Source organism: Streptomyces chattanoogensis, from assembly GCF_001294335.1.
GTDB classification, from domain to species: domain Bacteria; phylum Actinomycetota; class Actinomycetes; order Streptomycetales; family Streptomycetaceae; genus Streptomyces; species Streptomyces chattanoogensis.
The window spans coordinates 1-17509 of sequence record NZ_LGKG01000079.1; the positions used below are offsets into that span (position 1 = coordinate 1).

15 protein-coding genes and 1 pseudogene are annotated in these 17509 nt (G+C 69.6%); 9 read left to right on the forward strand and 7 right to left on the reverse strand.

What is annotated here, in order from left to right; genetic code table 11:
* Window positions 1–125: pseudogene (locus ADL29_RS45020) on the forward strand (12-oxophytodienoate reductase); the annotation flags it as partial.
* Window positions 126–289: 164 nt separating this feature from the next.
* Here the strand turns inward: ADL29_RS45020 and ADL29_RS10295 are convergent.
* Window positions 290–1744, reverse strand: coding sequence for an MFS transporter (locus ADL29_RS10295; RefSeq protein ID WP_053923494.1), 1455 nt, complete (start codon window positions 1742–1744; stop codon window positions 290–292).
* Between the two features lie 86 nt (window positions 1745–1830).
* Between ADL29_RS10295 and ADL29_RS10300 the strand changes: the two genes are divergently transcribed.
* Window positions 1831–2217 (forward strand): MarR family winged helix-turn-helix transcriptional regulator, encoded by a 387-nt coding sequence (locus tag ADL29_RS10300; RefSeq protein WP_053923371.1) that lies wholly within the window; start codon window positions 1831–1833, stop codon window positions 2215–2217.
* Window positions 2218–2270: 53 nt separating this feature from the next.
* On the opposite strand, the gene ADL29_RS10305 is transcribed toward ADL29_RS10300, so the two are convergent.
* Window positions 2271–3107: a helix-turn-helix transcriptional regulator gene (locus ADL29_RS10305; protein WP_053923372.1), complete on the reverse strand. Its 837-nt coding sequence runs from the start codon at window positions 3105–3107 to the stop codon at window positions 2271–2273.
* Window positions 3108–3249: 142 nt separating this feature from the next.
* Between ADL29_RS10305 and ADL29_RS10310 the strand changes: the two genes are divergently transcribed.
* The 6 genes from ADL29_RS10310 (at window position 3250) to ADL29_RS10335 (ending at window position 10060) form a co-directional block, all read left to right on the forward strand.
* Complete coding sequence (locus tag ADL29_RS10310; protein ID WP_053923373.1) at window positions 3250–4011, forward strand: SDR family oxidoreductase; 762 nt, start codon at window positions 3250–3252, stop codon at window positions 4009–4011.
* 208 nt (window positions 4012–4219) lie between these two features.
* Window positions 4220–5707 (forward strand): hypothetical protein, encoded by a 1488-nt coding sequence (locus tag ADL29_RS10315; protein WP_053923374.1) that lies wholly within the window; start codon window positions 4220–4222, stop codon window positions 5705–5707.
* Between the two features lie 62 nt (window positions 5708–5769).
* A complete protein-coding gene (locus tag ADL29_RS10320; protein WP_053923375.1) occupies window positions 5770–7032 on the forward strand; it encodes an AAA family ATPase in 1263 nt (420 codons plus the stop codon).
* Window positions 7029–8324, forward strand: a complete 1296-nt coding sequence (locus tag ADL29_RS10325) for a vWA domain-containing protein (protein ID WP_053923376.1) — start codon at window positions 7029–7031, stop codon at window positions 8322–8324. The genes ADL29_RS10320 and ADL29_RS10325 overlap by 4 nt, the downstream gene beginning before the upstream one ends.
* 331 nt (window positions 8325–8655) lie before the next feature.
* Entirely contained in the window at window positions 8656–8811 is a 156-nt protein-coding gene (locus tag ADL29_RS44475; RefSeq protein WP_157878438.1) for a hypothetical protein, read from the forward strand.
* Window positions 8812–9184: 373 nt separating this feature from the next.
* Complete coding sequence (locus tag ADL29_RS10335; RefSeq protein ID WP_245689283.1) at window positions 9185–10060, forward strand: zinc metalloprotease; 876 nt, start codon at window positions 9185–9187, stop codon at window positions 10058–10060.
* A 184-nt stretch (window positions 10061–10244) separates the two neighbouring features.
* On the opposite strand, the gene ADL29_RS10340 is transcribed toward ADL29_RS10335, so the two are convergent.
* From ADL29_RS10340 to ADL29_RS10350, 3 genes are all read right to left on the reverse strand, one after another.
* Window positions 10245–11720: an alpha/beta hydrolase family protein gene (locus ADL29_RS10340; RefSeq protein WP_053923379.1), complete on the reverse strand. Its 1476-nt coding sequence runs from the start codon at window positions 11718–11720 to the stop codon at window positions 10245–10247.
* Window positions 11717–12292 carry an ArsR/SmtB family transcription factor gene (locus tag ADL29_RS10345; protein ID WP_053923380.1) on the reverse strand — a complete coding sequence of 192 codons (576 nt, stop codon included), beginning with the start codon at window positions 12290–12292 and terminating at the stop codon, window positions 11717–11719. The genes ADL29_RS10340 and ADL29_RS10345 overlap by 4 nt, the downstream gene beginning before the upstream one ends.
* A gap of 363 nt (window positions 12293–12655) precedes the next feature.
* Entirely contained in the window at window positions 12656–13186 is a 531-nt protein-coding gene (locus ADL29_RS10350) for a hypothetical protein (RefSeq protein ID WP_053923381.1), read from the reverse strand.
* 419 nt (window positions 13187–13605) lie between these two features.
* Here ADL29_RS10350 and ADL29_RS10355 point away from each other — a divergent pair, with 419 nt between their 5' ends.
* Window positions 13606–14970, forward strand: coding sequence for a M64 family metallopeptidase (locus ADL29_RS10355; protein ID WP_053923382.1), 1365 nt, complete (start codon window positions 13606–13608; stop codon window positions 14968–14970).
* A 256-nt stretch (window positions 14971–15226) separates the two neighbouring features.
* Here ADL29_RS10355 and ADL29_RS10360 read toward each other — a convergent pair whose 3' ends face one another.
* Together ADL29_RS10360 and ADL29_RS10365 are read right to left on the reverse strand one after the other, a co-directional pair.
* On the reverse strand, window positions 15227–15946 hold the full coding sequence (locus ADL29_RS10360) for a PaaI family thioesterase (RefSeq protein WP_053923495.1): 720 nt from the start codon (window positions 15944–15946) through the stop codon (window positions 15227–15229).
* A gap of 575 nt (window positions 15947–16521) precedes the next feature.
* On the reverse strand, window positions 16522–17208 hold the full coding sequence (locus ADL29_RS10365; protein WP_157878439.1) for a hypothetical protein: 687 nt from the start codon (window positions 17206–17208) through the stop codon (window positions 16522–16524).
* Window positions 17209–17509: the final 301 nt, after the last annotated feature.

Consider the following 17509-nt stretch of genomic DNA (forward strand, 5'->3'; position numbering starts at 1 on the left):
AGTTCGACCTGGTGGCTGTCGGCCGTGCGTTGCTTCAGGATCCGTTGTGGGCGGCGAAGGTGCTGGGGGACCGGTTCGAGGAGCTGAAGCCGTATGACGCGGCGGCGCTGAAGACCCTGAGCTAGCGGTTTCCCGCCACCCACTCTTGTACGTCGGGCACCTGACTCGCGCCACGCACGGTCCTGTGGGCGGGAAACAGAGCGCGCGCTGCGCATGTTTCCCGCCCACAAGCAGGAGTGCCGGGTCAGGGCTGAATGAGGACCTTCAGGGTTTCGCGGCCGGCGCGGGGTCAGTCGACGAGGGCGAGCTCCGGCTCGGCCGCGGGCGTGTCGACGCTGCGGCGCCGTCCCAGTACTCCCGACAGCGCGATGACCAGGCCGATGGCTGACAGCGCGGTGACGGTGAGCAGGGCGGGGGTGAAACCGGCGAGCAGCGCGTCGGGCCCGGTCTTGCCTTCGCCACCGGTGGTGAGGGACGCGGTGACGACGGCGAGCCCGATCGCGCCGCCGACCTGCATCGAGGTGTTCAGCAGGCCGCCGGCCAGGCCCTGCTCGTGGTCCGGTATCCCGGCGGTGGCCTGGATGTTGAGGGACGAGAAGGCCAGGGTGAACCCGATGCCGAGCAGGATCATGCTGGGCAGCACGCCGACGGCGTACGGGGCGTCCCGGTCGATGACGAGGAAGAGCACGTAGGCGACGAGGTGGGCGATGACGCCGCCCGCGATGGTGCGCGAGGTGCCGAGCCGTTCGATCAGGGGATCCATGCGCGGCGAGCCGAAGGCGACGATCAGCGCGGCCGGAAGGAAGCCGAGCGCGGTCTGGAGCGCCGACCAGTGCAGCACCTGCTGGAAGTAGAGCATCACTACGAACTGGAAGCCGATGTAGCCGCCGAAGAACACCGTCGCACCGAGGTTGGCCCGCGCCAACGGGCCCGAGCGCAGGATGCTGAGACGGACCAGCGGATGCGCACTGCGGCGTTCGATCACGACGAAGGCGATCAGCAGCAGCGCGGCGAGGGCGAACTGGATCAGGGTGCTCGGCGCGGCCCAGCCGGCCTCCGGTGCCTGGACGACGGTGTAGACGAGCAGCAGCATCGCGGCGACCGAGGTGACCGCGCCCGGCAGGTCGTAGCCGCCGGAGGGGCGGGGCCCGTCCTTGGGCAGCAGACGGCTGGCCGCGATCCAGGCGATCAGTGCGATCGGCATCGGCAGGAAGAACGTCCACCGCCAGCCGACCTGGGTCAGCAGGCCGGAGAGCACCAAACCGGCCGAGTAGCCGCTGGCGCCGAAGACCGCGAAGACGCCCAACGCCTTGTTGCGCGCCGGTCCTTCGGCAAACGTGGTGGTGACGATGGACAGCGCGGCCGGTGCGGTGAACGCCGCTGCCATGCCCTTGAGTATGCGGGTGGCGATCAGCAAGGCTCCGTCGTCGACCAGGCCGCCGACGAGTGAGGCCAGGGCGAACACGGCTACCGCGGTCAAGAAGACGCGGCGGCGCCCCAGGAGGTCGGCGGCGCGTCCCCCCAGGAGCAGCAGCCCGCCGTAGCTGAGGACGTAGCCGCTGACGACCCACTGCAGCGCGCTGGTGGACAGGCCCAGGTCGGCCTGGATGGAGGGGAGGGCCACGCCCACCATCGACACGTCCAGGGCGTCGAGGCCCACGACGAGGGAGGCGGTGAGCAGGATTCCCCATAGTCGTGCGTTCCACGCGGATGTGGAGGTGGACAAGGGTGCGGAGGAAGTCATGCCGACCACCATTACATGCGCACGCATCGAATGCAATTGCATTTAATACTGCTGCATCAAATGCTGACGCATGCTAACCTGGGCGCATGATGAGCAGCTCGGAGCAACAGTTGGTCGAGGAGTGGCATGGACTTCTCGCCCGGCACGCTGCCGTGCACAACGCTCTCGAGCGCGAGTTGCAGGCACGGCACGACATCGGTGTCAACGAATTCGAGACCCTCGAACGCCTCGCCTCCTCCGACCACGGCAAGTGCCGGGGCCAGGACCTCACCGACGTGGTGCACCTGAGCCAGAGCGCCGCCTCCCGGCTGGTGGCCAGGCTGGAACGCGACGGGCTCGTCGAGCGCGCCATGTGCGATCTCGACCGCCGGGGCATCTTCGTCGTGCTCACCGACGAGGGCCGCAAGCGCTACAGCGAGGCGAAGCCGACCCACCGCGCCGTACTCGCGCGGACACTCCGCGACGACCGCTGACTGGTCACCCGTAGCACCTCGGAGGCGGCGGCAAGCCACGGCCCCCGCTGGTGTCAGGCGTGCGGCGTGGCCGGCTGTGCCGTCCAGCTCGCCAGTACGGTGAGCTTCTCGGCGGTCCCGGAGCCTGGAGAGGCCGTGTAGACGACCAGCAGCTGGTCCGGATCCCCAGGAAGCGCCAACGTCTCGTAGCCGAGTTCGAGGTCCCCCACCTCGGCATGCCGCATGCGCTTGACGCCGTACGTCTTCTCCTTGACCTGGTGGTCCGCCCACAGGCGGCGGAACGGCTCGCTGCGGAGCGACAGTTCGCCGACCAACTCGGCGAGGTGCCTGTCGTGCGGATGCCGCCCTGCATCGAGCCGCAGGTACGCCACGGTCTCGGCAGCCACCGCGTCCCAGTCGAGGTAGAAGTCCTGGGCCGCCGGGTCGAGAAAGGCATAACACGCCTGGTTGCGCCGCCCGTCGGGCATGGCGGAGAAGCCCGCTACGGCGTCGCCGAGCGCGTTCCACGCCAGCACGTCCATCCGGCGGCCGAGAACGAAGGCCGGGGCGTGCATGGAGTCCAACAGCAGCTGGATCCCCGGACGCAGCCGCTGACTGCCGCGCGGGCGCGCCGAACGCCGTTGCGGGCGGGCCAGGTCATGCAGGTGCGCCTGCTCGACCTCGTCAAGTCGCAGCACCCGCGCTATGGAGTCGAGCACCGCATCCGACACGCTCGGTCCGCGGCCCTGCTCGAGCCGGATGTAGTAGTCGACGCTCACCCCGGCCAGCTGCGCGACCTCCTCACGGCGCAGGCCAGGCACCCGGCGGCGCCCGTGCTCCTGCAGCCCGACCTCGTGCGGCTGGATACGGGCCCGGCGCGAGCGCAGAAATTCCCCCAGATCACTGCTCATGACCCGTGAGTCTAGGCGACGGGCTACGGGGCCAGCCTGGTACTGCGGGACCCAGGAAAACCGCTGCCCTGGGTACGGGCAGGGGAGTGTCACAGGATTGCCGGTGTCACCAACTGAGACACCGACAAGGAGCACGTCGAAGATGAGCTACCAGAACCTGTCCGGCCGGACCGCCGTCGTCACCGGGGCCGCCAGCGGCATGGGCGAGGCCACGGCGCGCCTGCTCGCCGCCCACGGCGCCCGCGTGGCCCTCCTGGCGCGTCGCGGCGACCGGCTGACCGAACTGACCGAGAAGATCGCCGCGGACGGCGGCCAGGCACTCGCGGTGCAGGTGGACGTCACCGACCGGGAGAGCATCACGCAGGCAACGCAGCACATCCACCGTGCGTACGGCCAGGCCGATCTGGTCGTCAACAGCGCCGGCGTCATGCTGCCCAACCCGATCGCCGAAGGCCGCGACGACGAGTGGGCGCGCATGATCGACACCAACCTCACCGGTGCACTGCGCATCATCCGTGCCTTCGTGCCCGATCTGATCGCCGCCGCAGCCGACGGCCGCCCCGCCGACCTGATCAACATCTCCTCCATCGGCGCCCATGTCACCTTCCCCAACTACGCCGTCTACGGCGCCACCAAGGCCGCGCTCACCCATCTCTCGGCGTCCCTGCGCACCGAACTCGGCCCGTCCAACGTCCGCGTCACCAACATCGAGCCGGGCCTGACCGGGACCGAACTCGGCGGCCACATCGACAACACCGAGCTCAGCCGTCAGCTCGACGGCATGTTCACCGCGATGGACGCCCTGACCGCCGACGACATCGCCGACCTGATCGCCTACACCACCAGCCGCCCGGCCCGTGTCAACCTCCGCCAAGTGGTGATCCTGCCGACCCAGCAGGCATAGGTCCTGATCTGCCTGGCCGTCAGACGGACGTCCCACCCCTTGACTGAACGCACCAACTGGTGATGACAGGCAGGGGTGGGCCAGGGACCGGGTGGCGCTTTCCTGTCGCCGGCACCTGACAGATCGAGGGTGCCGGGATACGATCAGCCGCGATGATGACTCCTTCTGTTGACAGATGGGGGGTCCCGTCCGCGCAAGGTGAGTGCTGATGCTCACTCACCTCGCGAAGGGGGATTCCCGCCTTTCCTTCTGGCTGCGCGTGCGTGAGTTCGCCGTGCCGCCGTCCGTGATCGAGACTGCGACCGCCCGCCGTTCCGTCGGGGACTGGGCCGGGGCGTGCGCCGCCGCAGGCATCGATGTCGATCTCAATCTGCGTGCCGTGGCGCGTACGCAGGGTCAGGACATGGCGGCCCAAGTCCGGGCCGACCTCCGCCACTTGGCGCCTGACCTGCTGCGCTGGCATATGCCGAGGGTCGCTCCCGACGGACTGCTGCGCCCGGGGCTGACCCTCTCTCTGGCTCGGTACGACGCTGTGGGGCGTAACGGCGCGTGCCCGGTGCACCTCGTGGTACGGACTCCGCCGGCCTGGGCGGATGCCGGGCAGCGGATCAGCCTCGCGCTGTGGGACGGATCCCGCCCCGAGGCCGGCGTCTGCCGTCATCCGCATCCCCGTCCCCACCGGCGGTTCCGTCTCGACCTGCACCGCCATCTGTGGGACGCGCGCAGGGCCGATGAGCTGCGGATCCGGTCCGGGGCCGATCGGCTGCCCGCCGACGACCGGCCTGTGCCGGGCCCGAGGCTGCCGGACCTGACGTTGCCCGGCCCAGAACTGCCCGACCCAGAACCGCCCGATCCGGAGCTGCCGGACCCGGAGCTGCTCAAGACGGTGCCGCAGGGGCGCCGCTGTGCCGTTGACCGATGGGCGGCCGAAGCGGGGATCCTGCTCCATGCAGAGAGGCCCGAGGGGCGGCACACCGGGACCGTCACCGTGCGGCTCGGGGGCCGGCATCGGCTGCTCCTGGACCTGGTCGCGGACAAGGACGGCGCGGCGCCGCCCGCCGTGCGGATCGCGTCGGCAGCCACGGACGGCGGCGCCTCCGCGCTGCCCGTCCTGCCCGACGCGGCGACCTGGGTGCTCCCCGACCTGGAACTGATCCGCACCGGTGCGATCCAGGCCGAACGGCTGCACCCGCTGGTCGCCTCGGCACTGGTCCCCGGCTGTTCGCCGGCCGGTCCGCCCCGTACTCCGGACCTCGCAGGCCAACCACACCTCGTGGAGTGCCGAGGAGCTCAGCACCGGATCGCCCTGGTCGACGGGGTACTGGCCCCGCTGGACCACGACCCCGCCGAGATCCGGCGGGAGGAACTGCTGGCCGCACTGACCGGTACCCCGCTTCCCTGCCTCCAGGCAATCGACGAGGCGCACCGCGATCCGCACTGTCTCGACGGCGTCCGCGAACGTCTGGTGCACGGCGACACCGCCGGTGCGCTGGCCGTCGTCGAGGGCCTGCTGGGTCCCGACGCACTGCTACGCGACGGTGCTCTGCGGGACGAACTGGAGGCGGCCGCGCAGCGGCGCATCACGTACGGACTGTTCAGGGCGGGCCTGGTCGGGCCCGGCCCCGGCCGCATCCGCCCGGATCGTCGCCGTACCCGTGACCGCCGCTCACACCCGCGCCACACCACCTCTCGCTGACCCAGGGGACCTCCGTCCCCTCGCACCCACGCAGCCCACCACCAACCCATAGGTGATCAAACATGCCCGCATACGCTCCGTCCACCGCAACCGGCACGCCCTCCGGCCCGGCCCACGCCTCCCAGCTCGACGTCGCCGGCGAGCTGCTGAGCCTGCTGCGCGACGCCACCACCGAACCGCGCCCCGACACACAACTGGCGGCACTGACCCTGGCCGTGGCCGCCGACCTGCCCGTACTCCTGTGGGGCGAGCCGGGGATCGGCAAGACCGCGGCCCTGACACAGCTTGCCCAGGCACTGGATCTGCCGCTGACCACCGTGATCGCCAGCGTGCACGAACCGTCCGACTTCTCGGGCCTGCCCCTCGTCGGAGACGACCCCGCCGAACACGGCGTCCCGATGGCGCCGCCGGACTGGGCAGTGCGACTGGTACGGGCCGGCCGGGGGCTGCTGTTCCTGGACGAACTGTCCACCGCGGCACCCGCCGTTCAAGCCGCCCTGCTCCGCCTCGTTCTCGAGCGGCGGATCGGCTCCCTGCAACTGCCGCCCGGGGTCCGGATCGTGGCTGCCGCCAACCCGCGGTCCTCGGCGGCCGATGGTTGGGAGTTGAGCCCGCCTCTGGCCAACCGGTTCGTGCATCTTCAGTGGACCCATGACCACGAGGTCGTAGTACGCGGCCTCGGCGGGACCTGGCCCCGCGCAACCCTGCCACGGCTCGACCCGGAGAAGTTGCCGGAGGCTGTGACCTTCGCCCGCCGCGCGGTGTGCGGATTCCTCTCCGCCCGCCCCGCGCTCGTACACCGACTGCCCAGCAACGAAGCCCGCCGGGGCGGCCCTTGGCCGTCACCCCGGAGCTGGGAGATGACCCTGTGCCTGATCGCCTTCGCCACCGCGGCCGGATCGTCCCGGGACGTACTGTCCCTGCTGGTCAGGGGCACCGTGGGAGACGGTCCGGGGCTGGAGTTGCTGGCGAGTCTGGACCGGATGGACCTCCCGGACCCCGAGACGCTTCTCGCCGACCCGGCGGGTGCCGCCCTGCCTGAGAGGGGGGATCTGCGCCAGGCCGTCCTCGACGGTGTGGTGGAGGCGGTCCGCACCCGTCCGGAGAAGCCCCGCTGGGATGCGGCGTGGGCGCTGCTGGTCCGGGCGGTGGAAACCGGAGCTCCGGACCTGGTGGTGGTGCCTGCGACCACCCTCGCCACGCTGCGCCGCGAGGACTGGGACGTTCCGGCATCGATCGAGGGGCTTGCCGGAGCGGTGTCCCTGTCGCGGAGAGCGGACCAGGCGGCGGCCCGGACCGCAGTCGCCCCGCAGGCCCGCCGATGACCCAGGACGCTCCGGTGACACCGGACACACCAGGTGCACCATGCACACCCGGCACCCTGGACTTCGACAAGCTCTTTGCCGCCCGACTGCACGCCGCCAGGGTCCGGCCTTACTTGGCGACAGCACTGTTCGCCCTGCATACCGTCGAGTCGCGGCGGGTACCGACGATGGCCGTCGACCGGTACTGGCGGTGCTACGTCTCACCGGCGTTCGTGGACCGGACACCGGTGGAGGAACTGGCCGGTGTCTGGGTGCACGAGGTGTCGCACCTGCTGCGCGACCACCACGGGCGCAGCGACCGGGTCGCGCGCGAGCGCGGGCTGACCGGCCCGGGGGAACGGCTGCGGATGAACATCGCCGCGGACTGCGAGATCAACGACGATGTGTTCGGTGACGGGCGGGTCCGGCCCGAAGGCGCTGTCGATCCGGCGTTCTTGGGGCTGCCCGAGGGGGAGCTCATGGAGGACTACCTGCGCCAGTTCCGGCTCGGGCCGCTTACGCAGAGCGCCGCCTGGCTGGACTGCGGAAGCGGCGCCGACGGACTGGAACGGGAGTGGGAACTGGGACCGGACGGCGCCCACGGCCTCAGCGAGCAGGAACGGGACGCGGTGCGGTTCCGGGTGGCCCAGAGCATCACCGCCCGACCGGGCAACACCCCCAAGGGCTGGCAGCGGTGGGCGGAAGAGGCATTCCACCCCCCGCAGCCGTGGCGGGAGTTGCTGGGCGCGGCGGTCCGCTCGGCAGCCTCCGGCCCCGGCACAGGCCAGGACTACACCTACGGCCGGCCCTCTCGGCGCTCGGCAGGGGTGCCTGGGGCCGTACTGCCGAGCCTCCGCCGCAGGCCGCCCCGGGTCTCCGTCGTCATCGACACCTCCGGCTCGGTAAGCGACGCCGAACTGGGCAGCGCGCTCCTCGAGGTCGCCGCCATCTCCCGTGCCGTGGGCGGCCGCCGCGACCTGATCACCGTCCTGCCGTGCGACGTGGCGGCCCGCATCGTGCACCCGCTGTGCCGGGCCGAGGGAATACCGCTGGTGGGCGGTGGGGGCACGGATCTCCGCACGGGCTTTGCCAAGGCGCTCCGAGCACAGCCCCGACCGGATGTCATCGTGGCCCTGACCGACGGCCAGACACCCTGGCCGCAGACGCGGCCACCGTGCCGGACGGTGGTGGGTCTGTTCCCCCGGCAGCAGGCAGCCCGGTCGTGGGACGAGGACGATCCCGACTACGTGCCGGACTCGCCGCCTGCCTGGGCACGAGTGGTGGTCATCGGGTCGGCGCCCGCTGGTCGGTGAGTTCCTCGGGACGGCGCGGTGGGCCTTTTCGGCACTCGTCCTTCGACAGTGAATCGGCCATGACCGGATGGAGTATTTTCCGGTCGCTGTTCCCCTGGGTTCGGCATTCTTGGCCTGCGGTCAGCCCATGAGGGCAGGGCAGGGCAGGGCAGGGCAGGTGGGGTGCGGTCCTGGCTGACGGCAGCGAATCCACGCCGATGCACTTTGACGCCGGAAGCGGACGCGGCGGGCACACGACCAGCGACTCGATGAACCGGCGGACTTGTTGAAGCAGGTCGTTGAGCAGTTGAGCGACCTGGCAGATCAAGCACCGGTTGCCGCGCTGGGGGCTGTGGCAGTACTGGAGCGCACCACCGTGTGTATCAGCCGTGCCGCCGCCTGCAACGCACAGGCGGACGAGGTGCCGTGGGGCGCGATCGGGAAGTCCCTCGGGCTGACCGAGCAGGACGCCCGCTCCTGTTTGACCAGCTACACCTTCCGGCGCTGACTCGGCCGCAGCCCTCCGCGAGGGGCGCCGAGGATCGTCTCCGGGAGGCCGTGAGTTCGGCTTCTTCGGGAAGCTTTGCTGTCTGTCGATGCTATGGGCCCGCTGGAAGGTTCGGAAGGTTCGGCGGGCAGCTCGCTCATCGTCACGGTTTTCCCTCATGGGCATCTTTTGCCGCGGTCCGCAACAGATGCTAGCCTTTTCGTGAGTTTATTCAATTCTCGTCATCATGGTTTATTTGCCGTAATCGGTAATGCCTCACCCAGACACAGCCGTGCTCCGCGGCTGAACCTGGAGGTGTGATATGTCCGAGAACGATGCGGCTGCCGCTCCTCCCCGCCGAGGGTGCGGCACGATGCCGGTGCACCATCTGCTGATGGCCGAGAACCCGGAATACGCCGCAAACCGTGTCCAGATCGAGAACCAGGCATTCGCCTACGAGACGGGCGCCGAGGCAATGGCGCGTGTCGGCGTGACCCGCATCCCGGTCGTCGTGCACGTGGTGTTCAACACCGCCGCACAGAACATCGGCAAGGACCAGGTCGTCAGCCAGATCAAGGTGTTGACCCAGGATTTCCGGGCGCAGAATCCGGACATTGAAAGGGTCCCGCCGGTCTGGAAACCGCTCGTGGCGGACAGCCGCATCGAGTTCCACCTCGCCACACAGGATCCGCAAGGAAAGCCCACCGACGGCATCACCCGCACACAGACCGGGACCACGAAATTCAACTTGCGGACCAATGCCGTCAAAGACTCGTCGCGCGGCGGTCATGACGCCTGGCCCGCCGACCGCTACCTCAACCTCTGGGTCTGCCCGCGCATCTTCGATCCCGGGGACCCCGACGAGGTGCTCGGCTATGCCCAGTTCCCGGGTGGCCCCGCAGCTACGGACGGGGTGGTCATCGGCCACCAGTTCTTCGGTACCACCGGCACCGCCTCCGCTCCCTTCAACGGCGGGCGCACGGCGACCCACGAGGTGGGCCACTGGCTCAACCTGCTGCACATCTGGGGCGATGACGACGGCGGCTGCAACGGCAGCGACCTCGTCGCGGACACGCCGAACTCCGGCGCGCCCAACTTCCAAACCCCGGCCTTCCCCCGGCTGTCCTGCAGGAATGGGCCCGACGGCGACATGTTCGTCAACTACATGGACTACACCGACGACAAGGCCATGTTCATGTTCACCAAGGGCCAGGTAGCCCGCATGGCGGCCACTCTCGACAGCGCCCGGTCGTCCTTCAACGGGGCTTGATGGGAAGGTAGTTGGTGGCGTGCCCTGCTCGGCTACCAGGACCGCGCGAACAGCGGCGAGGACCTGATCGACCCGCACCGCCGCGGGGCACCGTTCTCCTTCCCGCAGATGGACGCACCGCGCCCGCATGGCGCGGTGGTCGCGGGACAGCGCGGTGACGTGCCCTCCGGAGCTGTGAACGCTCTCAGGGGCGCAGCGTCCCCCACCACAGCGCCCACGGTACGAACAGCACCGCCGTCACCATCACCGTCGCCCGCGCCGCTGTCTGCCGGACGGGCCTCGCCCCGGCTGGCGCGTGCTCGAGTCGCGGACGCCGTGCCGTCACTGCTGCCGCCCCGGTCAGTGCGACCACGGCGACGCTCAGCACCTGCGCCACCAGCCATCCCACCGGCCGTCCCGCCACGACGGGTGCCGCCGCCCCGTCGCCCGCGATGAAGACCGCGAGCGGGCACAGCAGCGTTGCCGTCACTGCCGCAAGGCCCAGCCCGGCCAGCCAGCGCCACAGGGACACACACCGGCGTGTGTGAGGCCGCGCGCGTCTGGTGATCCGTCGCAGCGCCCCGCTCACCGGGTAGGAGGCGAAGCCGAGGAGCAGCAGTACGGGAGTGAGCCAGGCGTACCAGGTGCCGGCGACGGCAGTGCTGGCGGCTGCCTGCGGTGGTGCGGGACCGGTGTGGGGCACAGGAGGGTGCCCGGAGGCGACTGCATGCACCCAGGAGGTCATCGTGTCCATGTAGCCGGGGGCCGGCGCGCCCAGCCGCTTGCCTTGGTAGACGGGCCCCCCGATGCGGTCGAAGCCGTCCGACGTCCGATGGCCGTTGTGCGCGGTGTGGTGGAGGAAGCGGATGACCACGTGCGCGTTGCCCGCCTTGGCCAGAGCACGCTGAAGAACGCGAGCGCTCTCGCGCGGCGGTACCTGGATGTCGTGATCGCCCCACAGCGCGAGTACCGGAGTGCGGTGCAGGCGCTCCCACATCGGCAGCGGATCGTAGTCACCCTCCGGGAACAGGCCGGTGGAGTCCATCAGTTGGGCGGTCGGCCCCGTCATGGCGTGCAGGTAGGACCCGGTGATGCCCCGGTGCCGCAGACGGTTGGCGAGGTGCCAGGCTTGGGTGCGCAGTGGGGAGTGGCCCGGACCGCCGATGGTGATCACGAAGGCGACGTCGGAGGAGCGTGCGGCGGCCAGTGGGGCGACCCAGCCGCCCTCGCTGAATCCCCACAGGCCGACGTGGCGCGGATCCACACCCACCCGGCCGGTCAGCACCCGCACCCCGGCCAGGGCGTCCTCGGCCAGCAGCCCGAAGTCGCGGTCCAAGGTGGAGTAGCCCACCGTCCGCTTGTCGTAGACCAGCGTCGTGATGCCTGCGCGGGCGAAGGACTCGGCCTCCTGCCGGTACTCCTCCCGCGGGCCGGGCCCCGACCCGCCGACGAGCACGATCCCGGGCCGTGCCCGCGTCGTCCGAGTCGTGACGGGGCTCAGCACCGTCCCGTGGAGCGTGAGCCCACCACCGCCGCGAAAGGAGACCTCCTGGCGCATCAGACCATCGCCGTCCGGGCCGCGGCCGGCGGCATGGGCCGCCGGCGCGGGCAGCAGCACACCTGAAGCCGCCCACACCGCAACGACCAGCGCGAAGATGAGGCGATTGCGGGAGAGCGTCACCGTGTGCTCTCCTCGCGGCTTATCTCGGGAAATCCGAGCAGGCGAACGAGAACGGCGCGCGCATCGGGCGCGGCCTCCTCCTGCGACGGGGAGTACCGGTGGATCAGCGCGATGTACTCCTCGAAGAACTCCCTGAGCCGGCCTGGATCGAGCCGTAGCGTGGCACGGGAGAAGATTGCCGCATCAGCCCAGGGCCCGAGGGCGTCGCGCGCATCCTCGAACTGCCGGACACTCTCGACAAGTTCGGCGAAGTTGAGCCGGTGCATCTGCGTCAGCACCTCCCGCATCTCCGGCGTCTGCCGGCTGTACGGCGGGAACCGGCGGTCCCCGGGCACCGCCCGCCACCACCGCTCCCGCCCCTTCGCCAGCTCAGGCACCTCCTCGATGAACCCGTGCTTGGCCATCTGGCGCAGGTGGTAGCTGGTCAGGCCGGTGCTCTCGCCGAGCTCGCGGGCGAGTGCGGCGGAGTTGACCGGCCCCTTCCGCAAGCACTGCTCGATCTTCTGCCGCATGGGGTGCGCCAGGGCCCTGAGGGCCTCTACGTCGGTGATCTCCTGAGGTTCAGGTGCCATGCGAAGCAGCCTAGAGAGTGCAAACGACCCTTGCAAAGCAATTTTGCAACTTCGCGCCCTCCGCCTGGAGCGGGCCGTTGAGGCCTTTGCCGCCTGCTGCTCTGCCGCGGTTCTCTTCCCCCGGCCTGACCTCCCTGACTGCTCCTCATGACCCAATGACCCATCCACGGAACAGCATGTGATGCCGGGATGAACTGCCAAGTGGCAGGGCTGCCCCACACCAGGATGTGGGGCAGTTGTCGTCGGCAGGGGTGCCTCGTGACGCCGCAAGGAGCTCGACCAGCGGTTGGACTCCCGTAGGCCGAATCAGCGGAGGGCCGCACCACGAGCGTCGCGGGCCCTCCCGATCACGGTGGGGCGTCATCAGGCAGTCCGGTCGGCCCCGCCCGCACGGCTATGGAAGTGCTCGATCCCGGACCAGGGCGGCGGTCCGCCGAGCTGCCAGTCAAAATTGCCGTGGGAAGGGTCGAGCGAGCGGCGCGCGGCGTTGACGAAGTCCAACTGTGCCTGCACAAGGCCACTGTGTATCTCCTTGAGCCCTTCCAGCGTCTTGGGTCGCCCGTCGAGAATGAGGGTGAACTGCTCGACGAGTTCGGCGATGCGCGCGGCGGCAGAACCGACGCGGTTGTCTGCGAGGAGGCTGACGGACACCAGGGCCGCGTTGAACTGCTCCCAGCGGGGATTGTGCGTGCGGTCGTCCAAATACGCCTGCCGCAGTTCGATCTCGACTGCTGTGAACTCTTGCAGGAAAGTCTCGTACGCGACTGTCTGCTTGTCGCGCATCCACTGGCGATCCTGGTTGCGCCGGCCGACGACGGCGCCCATGTAGACGCCCAGGATGGTGGTGCCGGCGCCGACGGCGGTGGGTATGAGTGCTTCCCAGAGGGCTGCCATGGTTCTCCCTGCTTCGGTGGTAGGGGTGAGGGCCACGATTTGTCATCAAGTTCGTCAAGTCACGCCCACATCAACAGCGATGTGAGGGTGGCTGGCTGGTTCGTACGACTCGGCGATCTTGTCGTACCGGGTTGCGATACCGCGGAAGCGCTTGAGGCCGATCCCGCTCCTGATCCGTGAGGTCGCCCCGCCCCTCCCCGCCACACGCCAGCGCCGGGGCGACATGAATACTGCCTGGTCACGCGCCCCACCGGGCAGCTTCTGGGGCCGTCCCCGCCGTCCCGAAATCATCGTCTCGGCGGACCACTTGGACATCACCCGTTGCCTGGAGTCTCCGAAACCCTTACGTTGAGCCGCGCCTGACTCCGACTCAACCCGCCGTCCTTGCGACGGGCTTCGGAAGGAAACGGAAACCCCCCATGCGTAAAAACACCTCCATACGAACCACCTCCACTCCCACCCCCAGACGCCTCTCCAGGCGTACCGGCATATCCGCCGGCATAGGCGCCGTGGCACTGTTCGCCACCGTGGCAGCCACGGTAGCCACGGCCCAAGGCGCCATCGGCACCCCGGCCCCGCCCCAGCACAACCAACCCACTACTCACCACGTCGAGTACTTCACCGGAGCGGGCACCCACCCCCGGCAGACCACCGTCCCCGCCCCCAAGCCGCTTTCCCGCTCCGAAAAGGCCGCGATCGCCTCCGACGGCGACGTCACGCCCATCGTTCAGAACGGCCCCGTCGACAAAAAGCTCGATGTCGTCTTCATCGGTGATGGCTACACCGCCTCCCAGCAGGAGGACTTCCACGACGACGTCCGCGCCAAGTGGGCCAAGATCACCGCCGTCGAGCCGTATGCCTCCTACACCGGCCTGTTCAATGTCTGGGCCGTCGACGCCGTCTCCAACGAGTCCGGCGTGTCCGGCGACCCGACGCAGGACGTGGTCCGCGACACCGCCCTCGACTCCGCCTTCTTCTGCGACGGCACCGAGCGACTCCTCTGTGTCGACACCGGCAAGGTCGAGTCGTACGCCTCCAAGGCCCCGGCCGGCGACCTGGTCGTAGTCCTGTCCAACTCCACCAAGTACGGAGGCGCCGGCTACAACGACGTCTCCTCGCAGGTCGGTTACGACGGCATCGCCACCGCCTCTTCCGACAACGACCAGTCCGATCAGATCGCGGTCCACGAGACCGGCCATTCGCTCGGGAAGCTCGCCGACGAATACGACTACGGTCAGGACGGCACCTACACCGGCCCCGAGCCGGCCCAGGCCAACCTCACCACGCTCTCCGCCGACCAGATGACCGCGCAGCAGCAGAAGTGGTACCGCTGGATCGGCCAGCAGTCGCCGGACGGCGGTACGGTCGGCGCGTACGAGGGTGGCGGCTACTACCAGTACGGCCTCAACCGCCCCACCGAGAACTCGATCATGCGCACCCTCGGCCGTGAGTTCAACCTCCCCGGCCGCGAGGCGATGATCGCGGGCTTCTACCGCTACGCGAGCGTGCTGACCAGTCCGGTAGCCACCGACCGACCCCTGACCCGCAAGGACCGCATCCGCATCACAGCGTCCCCCTCCGCGCAGGTCAAGTGGTACGTGGACGGCCATGAGACCAAGTCATCGCGCGGCAGGAAAACGGTCACACCCCGCACCCTCGGCGTCCCCGCCGATGGCCGCACCCACACGGTCACAGTCAAGGCCACCGACCGCACGGACGCGGTCCGCGACCCGGCATTGCGCAAGCTGCTCTTCGGGTCACTGAAGTGGCGGGTGGTTTCCTAGCCGGTCTGGCCGGTTCTTGAATGAGCAGGGAGATCGCCGTTGCCGCGCACCGTCCGGCAACGGCGATCGCCACATCGGCGGGAGTGGGGACCGCAAAGCGTTGTTGACCAACTGGACGGCGCTGGGCACGACCGTGCTCCCACAGAGCCAGGCCTGTCCAGTCGGAGCCATAGCCCGTGGTCCACGACGGCATCGTGGCGGCCGGCAGTCAGGTGCTCGACGCGCTGAACCCATACGGTATTGACGGCGCCTCCGTTCAGGGCGCCGGCCTGGGATCAAGCCACAACGCTTCGGACACGGCGCACAGTTCGCCCTCCGCCGTAGCGAGCGCCACACCCATTATGTGCTTGCGGCCGGACTCCGACAGCAGCCACGCATACGCAATGTACGGCTCACCTGCGGTGACTGGCCGCAGAATTGTGCCCGTGAGCGATGCGGTGACCGCGCCCGGACGCTGCGTGCCGAGAAGGCGGCCCGCCCAGTTTCCCGGGCAGTCCAGGGCGCCCCAGACCAGTCGGTTCGGGAGGAGTCCGTCCGGGTCGGCGAAAGCGGGGGACGGGACCAGGGCAGAGGCCACAAGGTCGCGGCCCGGCACCGGTGCGCAGTGCATACGCAGGCCGCGGTCGGCGGTGCGCAGACCGCAGCCGAAGCAGTCGACCACACCCGACGGCGGCGCCGCCCGAAACGCCTCGGTCGCGGCAACCGCCTCGTCCCAAGAGGGTGCGGCCGGCCTGTCGAGCAGCAGCTCGGCGGGGCGCGCAGTGGCAAGGGGCCGCTCGGTCTCGCCCAGCTCCACGCCTCCTCCTGCCGTTTCGGAGATCGGCACGGGCACCTCCGTCGGCACCGGCCCACGGAAGTCCACCCGTACCGTCTTCGCCTTGGCTCGCTCCGCCAGCACACCGGCGACGTAGCCGCCGAAGGCCACACCGGGATAGCCAACGAACAGCCCTGGCACCACGATCGCGTCAGATCTCATCTTGATCACCGTCTCACCGTATCCCCGGGGCAGCTCTCCGCCGGTCCTGGACAGGGAAAACGGGCACTCCTGTGCTGTTGCTGCGGCGCTCGGATTCCGGGGCAAGTGACGATCTCACCGGCCCAGGACAGAAACACCGACCCGGATCAGGTCGTGTACGAGTTGGTGGGCTTCTACATGGTCCTGAAATGGCCAGGGGTGATGCCGACCGACGGCCCTCCGGAGGCAGACATGGTGCCGTCGCCGCACCTCTCTAGCTGATGGTGCTGTCTGGAGCCCCAGAGCGCCCGCTTCCGGCTCGAACTTCTTGCCGCCCCGTGCACCGGCAACTACGACCCCAGCGGTAGGGGCGCCATATTCTTCGCTGTTCCGGCTGCGGCGCAGATCGGGCGCAACTACATGCGTGAGAAGGCCCTGGAGGGCCAGCACGACGACGCCGTTGGTCACTCGTCGGGCCGAGGCGGCCGGGACGCGCTCGCATCACGCCTGCACCGTCGACCGAGCGGTCAAGCCCCGCGCGGCAGGCACACTGCGGCAGACGCAGGAATGACGGGCTGCAAGGACTGCAACTCCCCTTAAAGGAAGGGGAGTTCCGATATCCGGCTATCGGAGGTGAGGCCCGCGGCGGCAGCCGTTCTGAGCGCGGAGTCCAGGTCGAACGGGCGGGTGCGGTCCGGGTCGGCGCAGCCGAGCACGGGCAGGAGAACCTCGGCGGTCAGCGCGCGGGCCCGGGCGGCGGCGAACAGTGCGTCGGCGAAGGCATACGCCTCGTTCAGGTCACCGACTTCGTAGTACGGCTCGAAGAGGCGGCAGTTGAAGCCGCTGTACGGGGCTCTCACGAGGCCGCTGCCGTCGTCCGCACCGTCCGTGGGCACGCGGTCCTGTGTGCCGTCCGCATCGGCCCAGTGGAAGAAGCCGATGGGAGCCTTGGCCCGTACCGTACTGCGTAGCCCGCGGTCGTCCCTCGCCCAGGCGTCCCGCAGCCAGCCGGGTCCCGCCGACAGTGCCTGTGGGAGGTCGTCGTAGAGATCGCCGGAAAGCTCGTGGTCCTTGCCCATGAGGACGGCCCTGTCGCCCCCGAACGGAATCAGCTGCCACCAGTTGCTACTGCCGTCGTCGTGGCTGAGACCGGTGTCGTCGACCCAGTACCCCTGCTCCGCCCCGGCAGCATGGACCACCGCCATGACGCAGCCCTCCAGCCACAGCTCCGCCAGATCCTCCATCGTTCCGCCGCCGTCGTCCTTAAATCGTTGATTCGTCACACCAGCAGCATGGCGCGCGACCGAGGTATGTCCCCGGCGGTTCGCCGCCGCCATGCCCTCGCAGTGAGGGTACGGGAGGGGCCCACTGGCTGATTCGGCGGCTCAGGACGCCCGCGACGGGGGCTGCGTCAGCCGGTCTTGCCTGGTCTGCCGGACGGGAGTTGGGCTGTCGGACGGGAGTTGGGCTGCCGCCGTACGGCTTCTCGGTTCGACGTCACCGCAACCGGACGTGCTCGCGTCGACTGCGGGGGGGGGAGGGGGGCGGATCGAGGCGGTGCCTGGCAGCTGCAGCACGTGGTCT

Bases quoted from the DNA above. Each gene is read 5' to 3' on its own strand.
- ADL29_RS10295 (WP_053923494.1), bottom strand. From the start codon at position 1,744: ATGACTTCCTCCGCACCCTTGTCCACCTCCACATCCGCGTGGAACGCA.
- ADL29_RS10300 (WP_053923371.1), top strand. From the start codon at position 1,831: ATGATGAGCAGCTCGGAGCAACAGTTGGTCGAGGAGTGGCATGGACTT.
- ADL29_RS10305 (WP_053923372.1), bottom strand. From the start codon at position 3,107: ATGAGCAGTGATCTGGGGGAATTTCTGCGCTCGCGCCGGGCCCGTATC.
- ADL29_RS10310 (WP_053923373.1), top strand. From the start codon at position 3,250: ATGAGCTACCAGAACCTGTCCGGCCGGACCGCCGTCGTCACCGGGGCC.
- ADL29_RS10315 (WP_053923374.1), top strand. From the start codon at position 4,220: ATGCTCACTCACCTCGCGAAGGGGGATTCCCGCCTTTCCTTCTGGCTG.
- ADL29_RS10320 (WP_053923375.1), top strand. From the start codon at position 5,770: ATGCCCGCATACGCTCCGTCCACCGCAACCGGCACGCCCTCCGGCCCG.
- ADL29_RS10325 (WP_053923376.1), top strand. From the start codon at position 7,029: ATGACCCAGGACGCTCCGGTGACACCGGACACACCAGGTGCACCATGC.
- ADL29_RS10335 (WP_245689283.1), top strand. From the start codon at position 9,185: ATGGCCGAGAACCCGGAATACGCCGCAAACCGTGTCCAGATCGAGAAC.
- ADL29_RS10345 (WP_053923380.1), bottom strand. From the start codon at position 12,292: ATGGCACCTGAACCTCAGGAGATCACCGACGTAGAGGCCCTCAGGGCC.
- ADL29_RS10350 (WP_053923381.1), bottom strand. From the start codon at position 13,186: ATGGCAGCCCTCTGGGAAGCACTCATACCCACCGCCGTCGGCGCCGGC.
- ADL29_RS10355 (WP_053923382.1), top strand. From the start codon at position 13,606: ATGCGTAAAAACACCTCCATACGAACCACCTCCACTCCCACCCCCAGA.
- ADL29_RS10360 (WP_053923495.1), bottom strand. From the start codon at position 15,946: ATGAGATCTGACGCGATCGTGGTGCCAGGGCTGTTCGTTGGCTATCCC.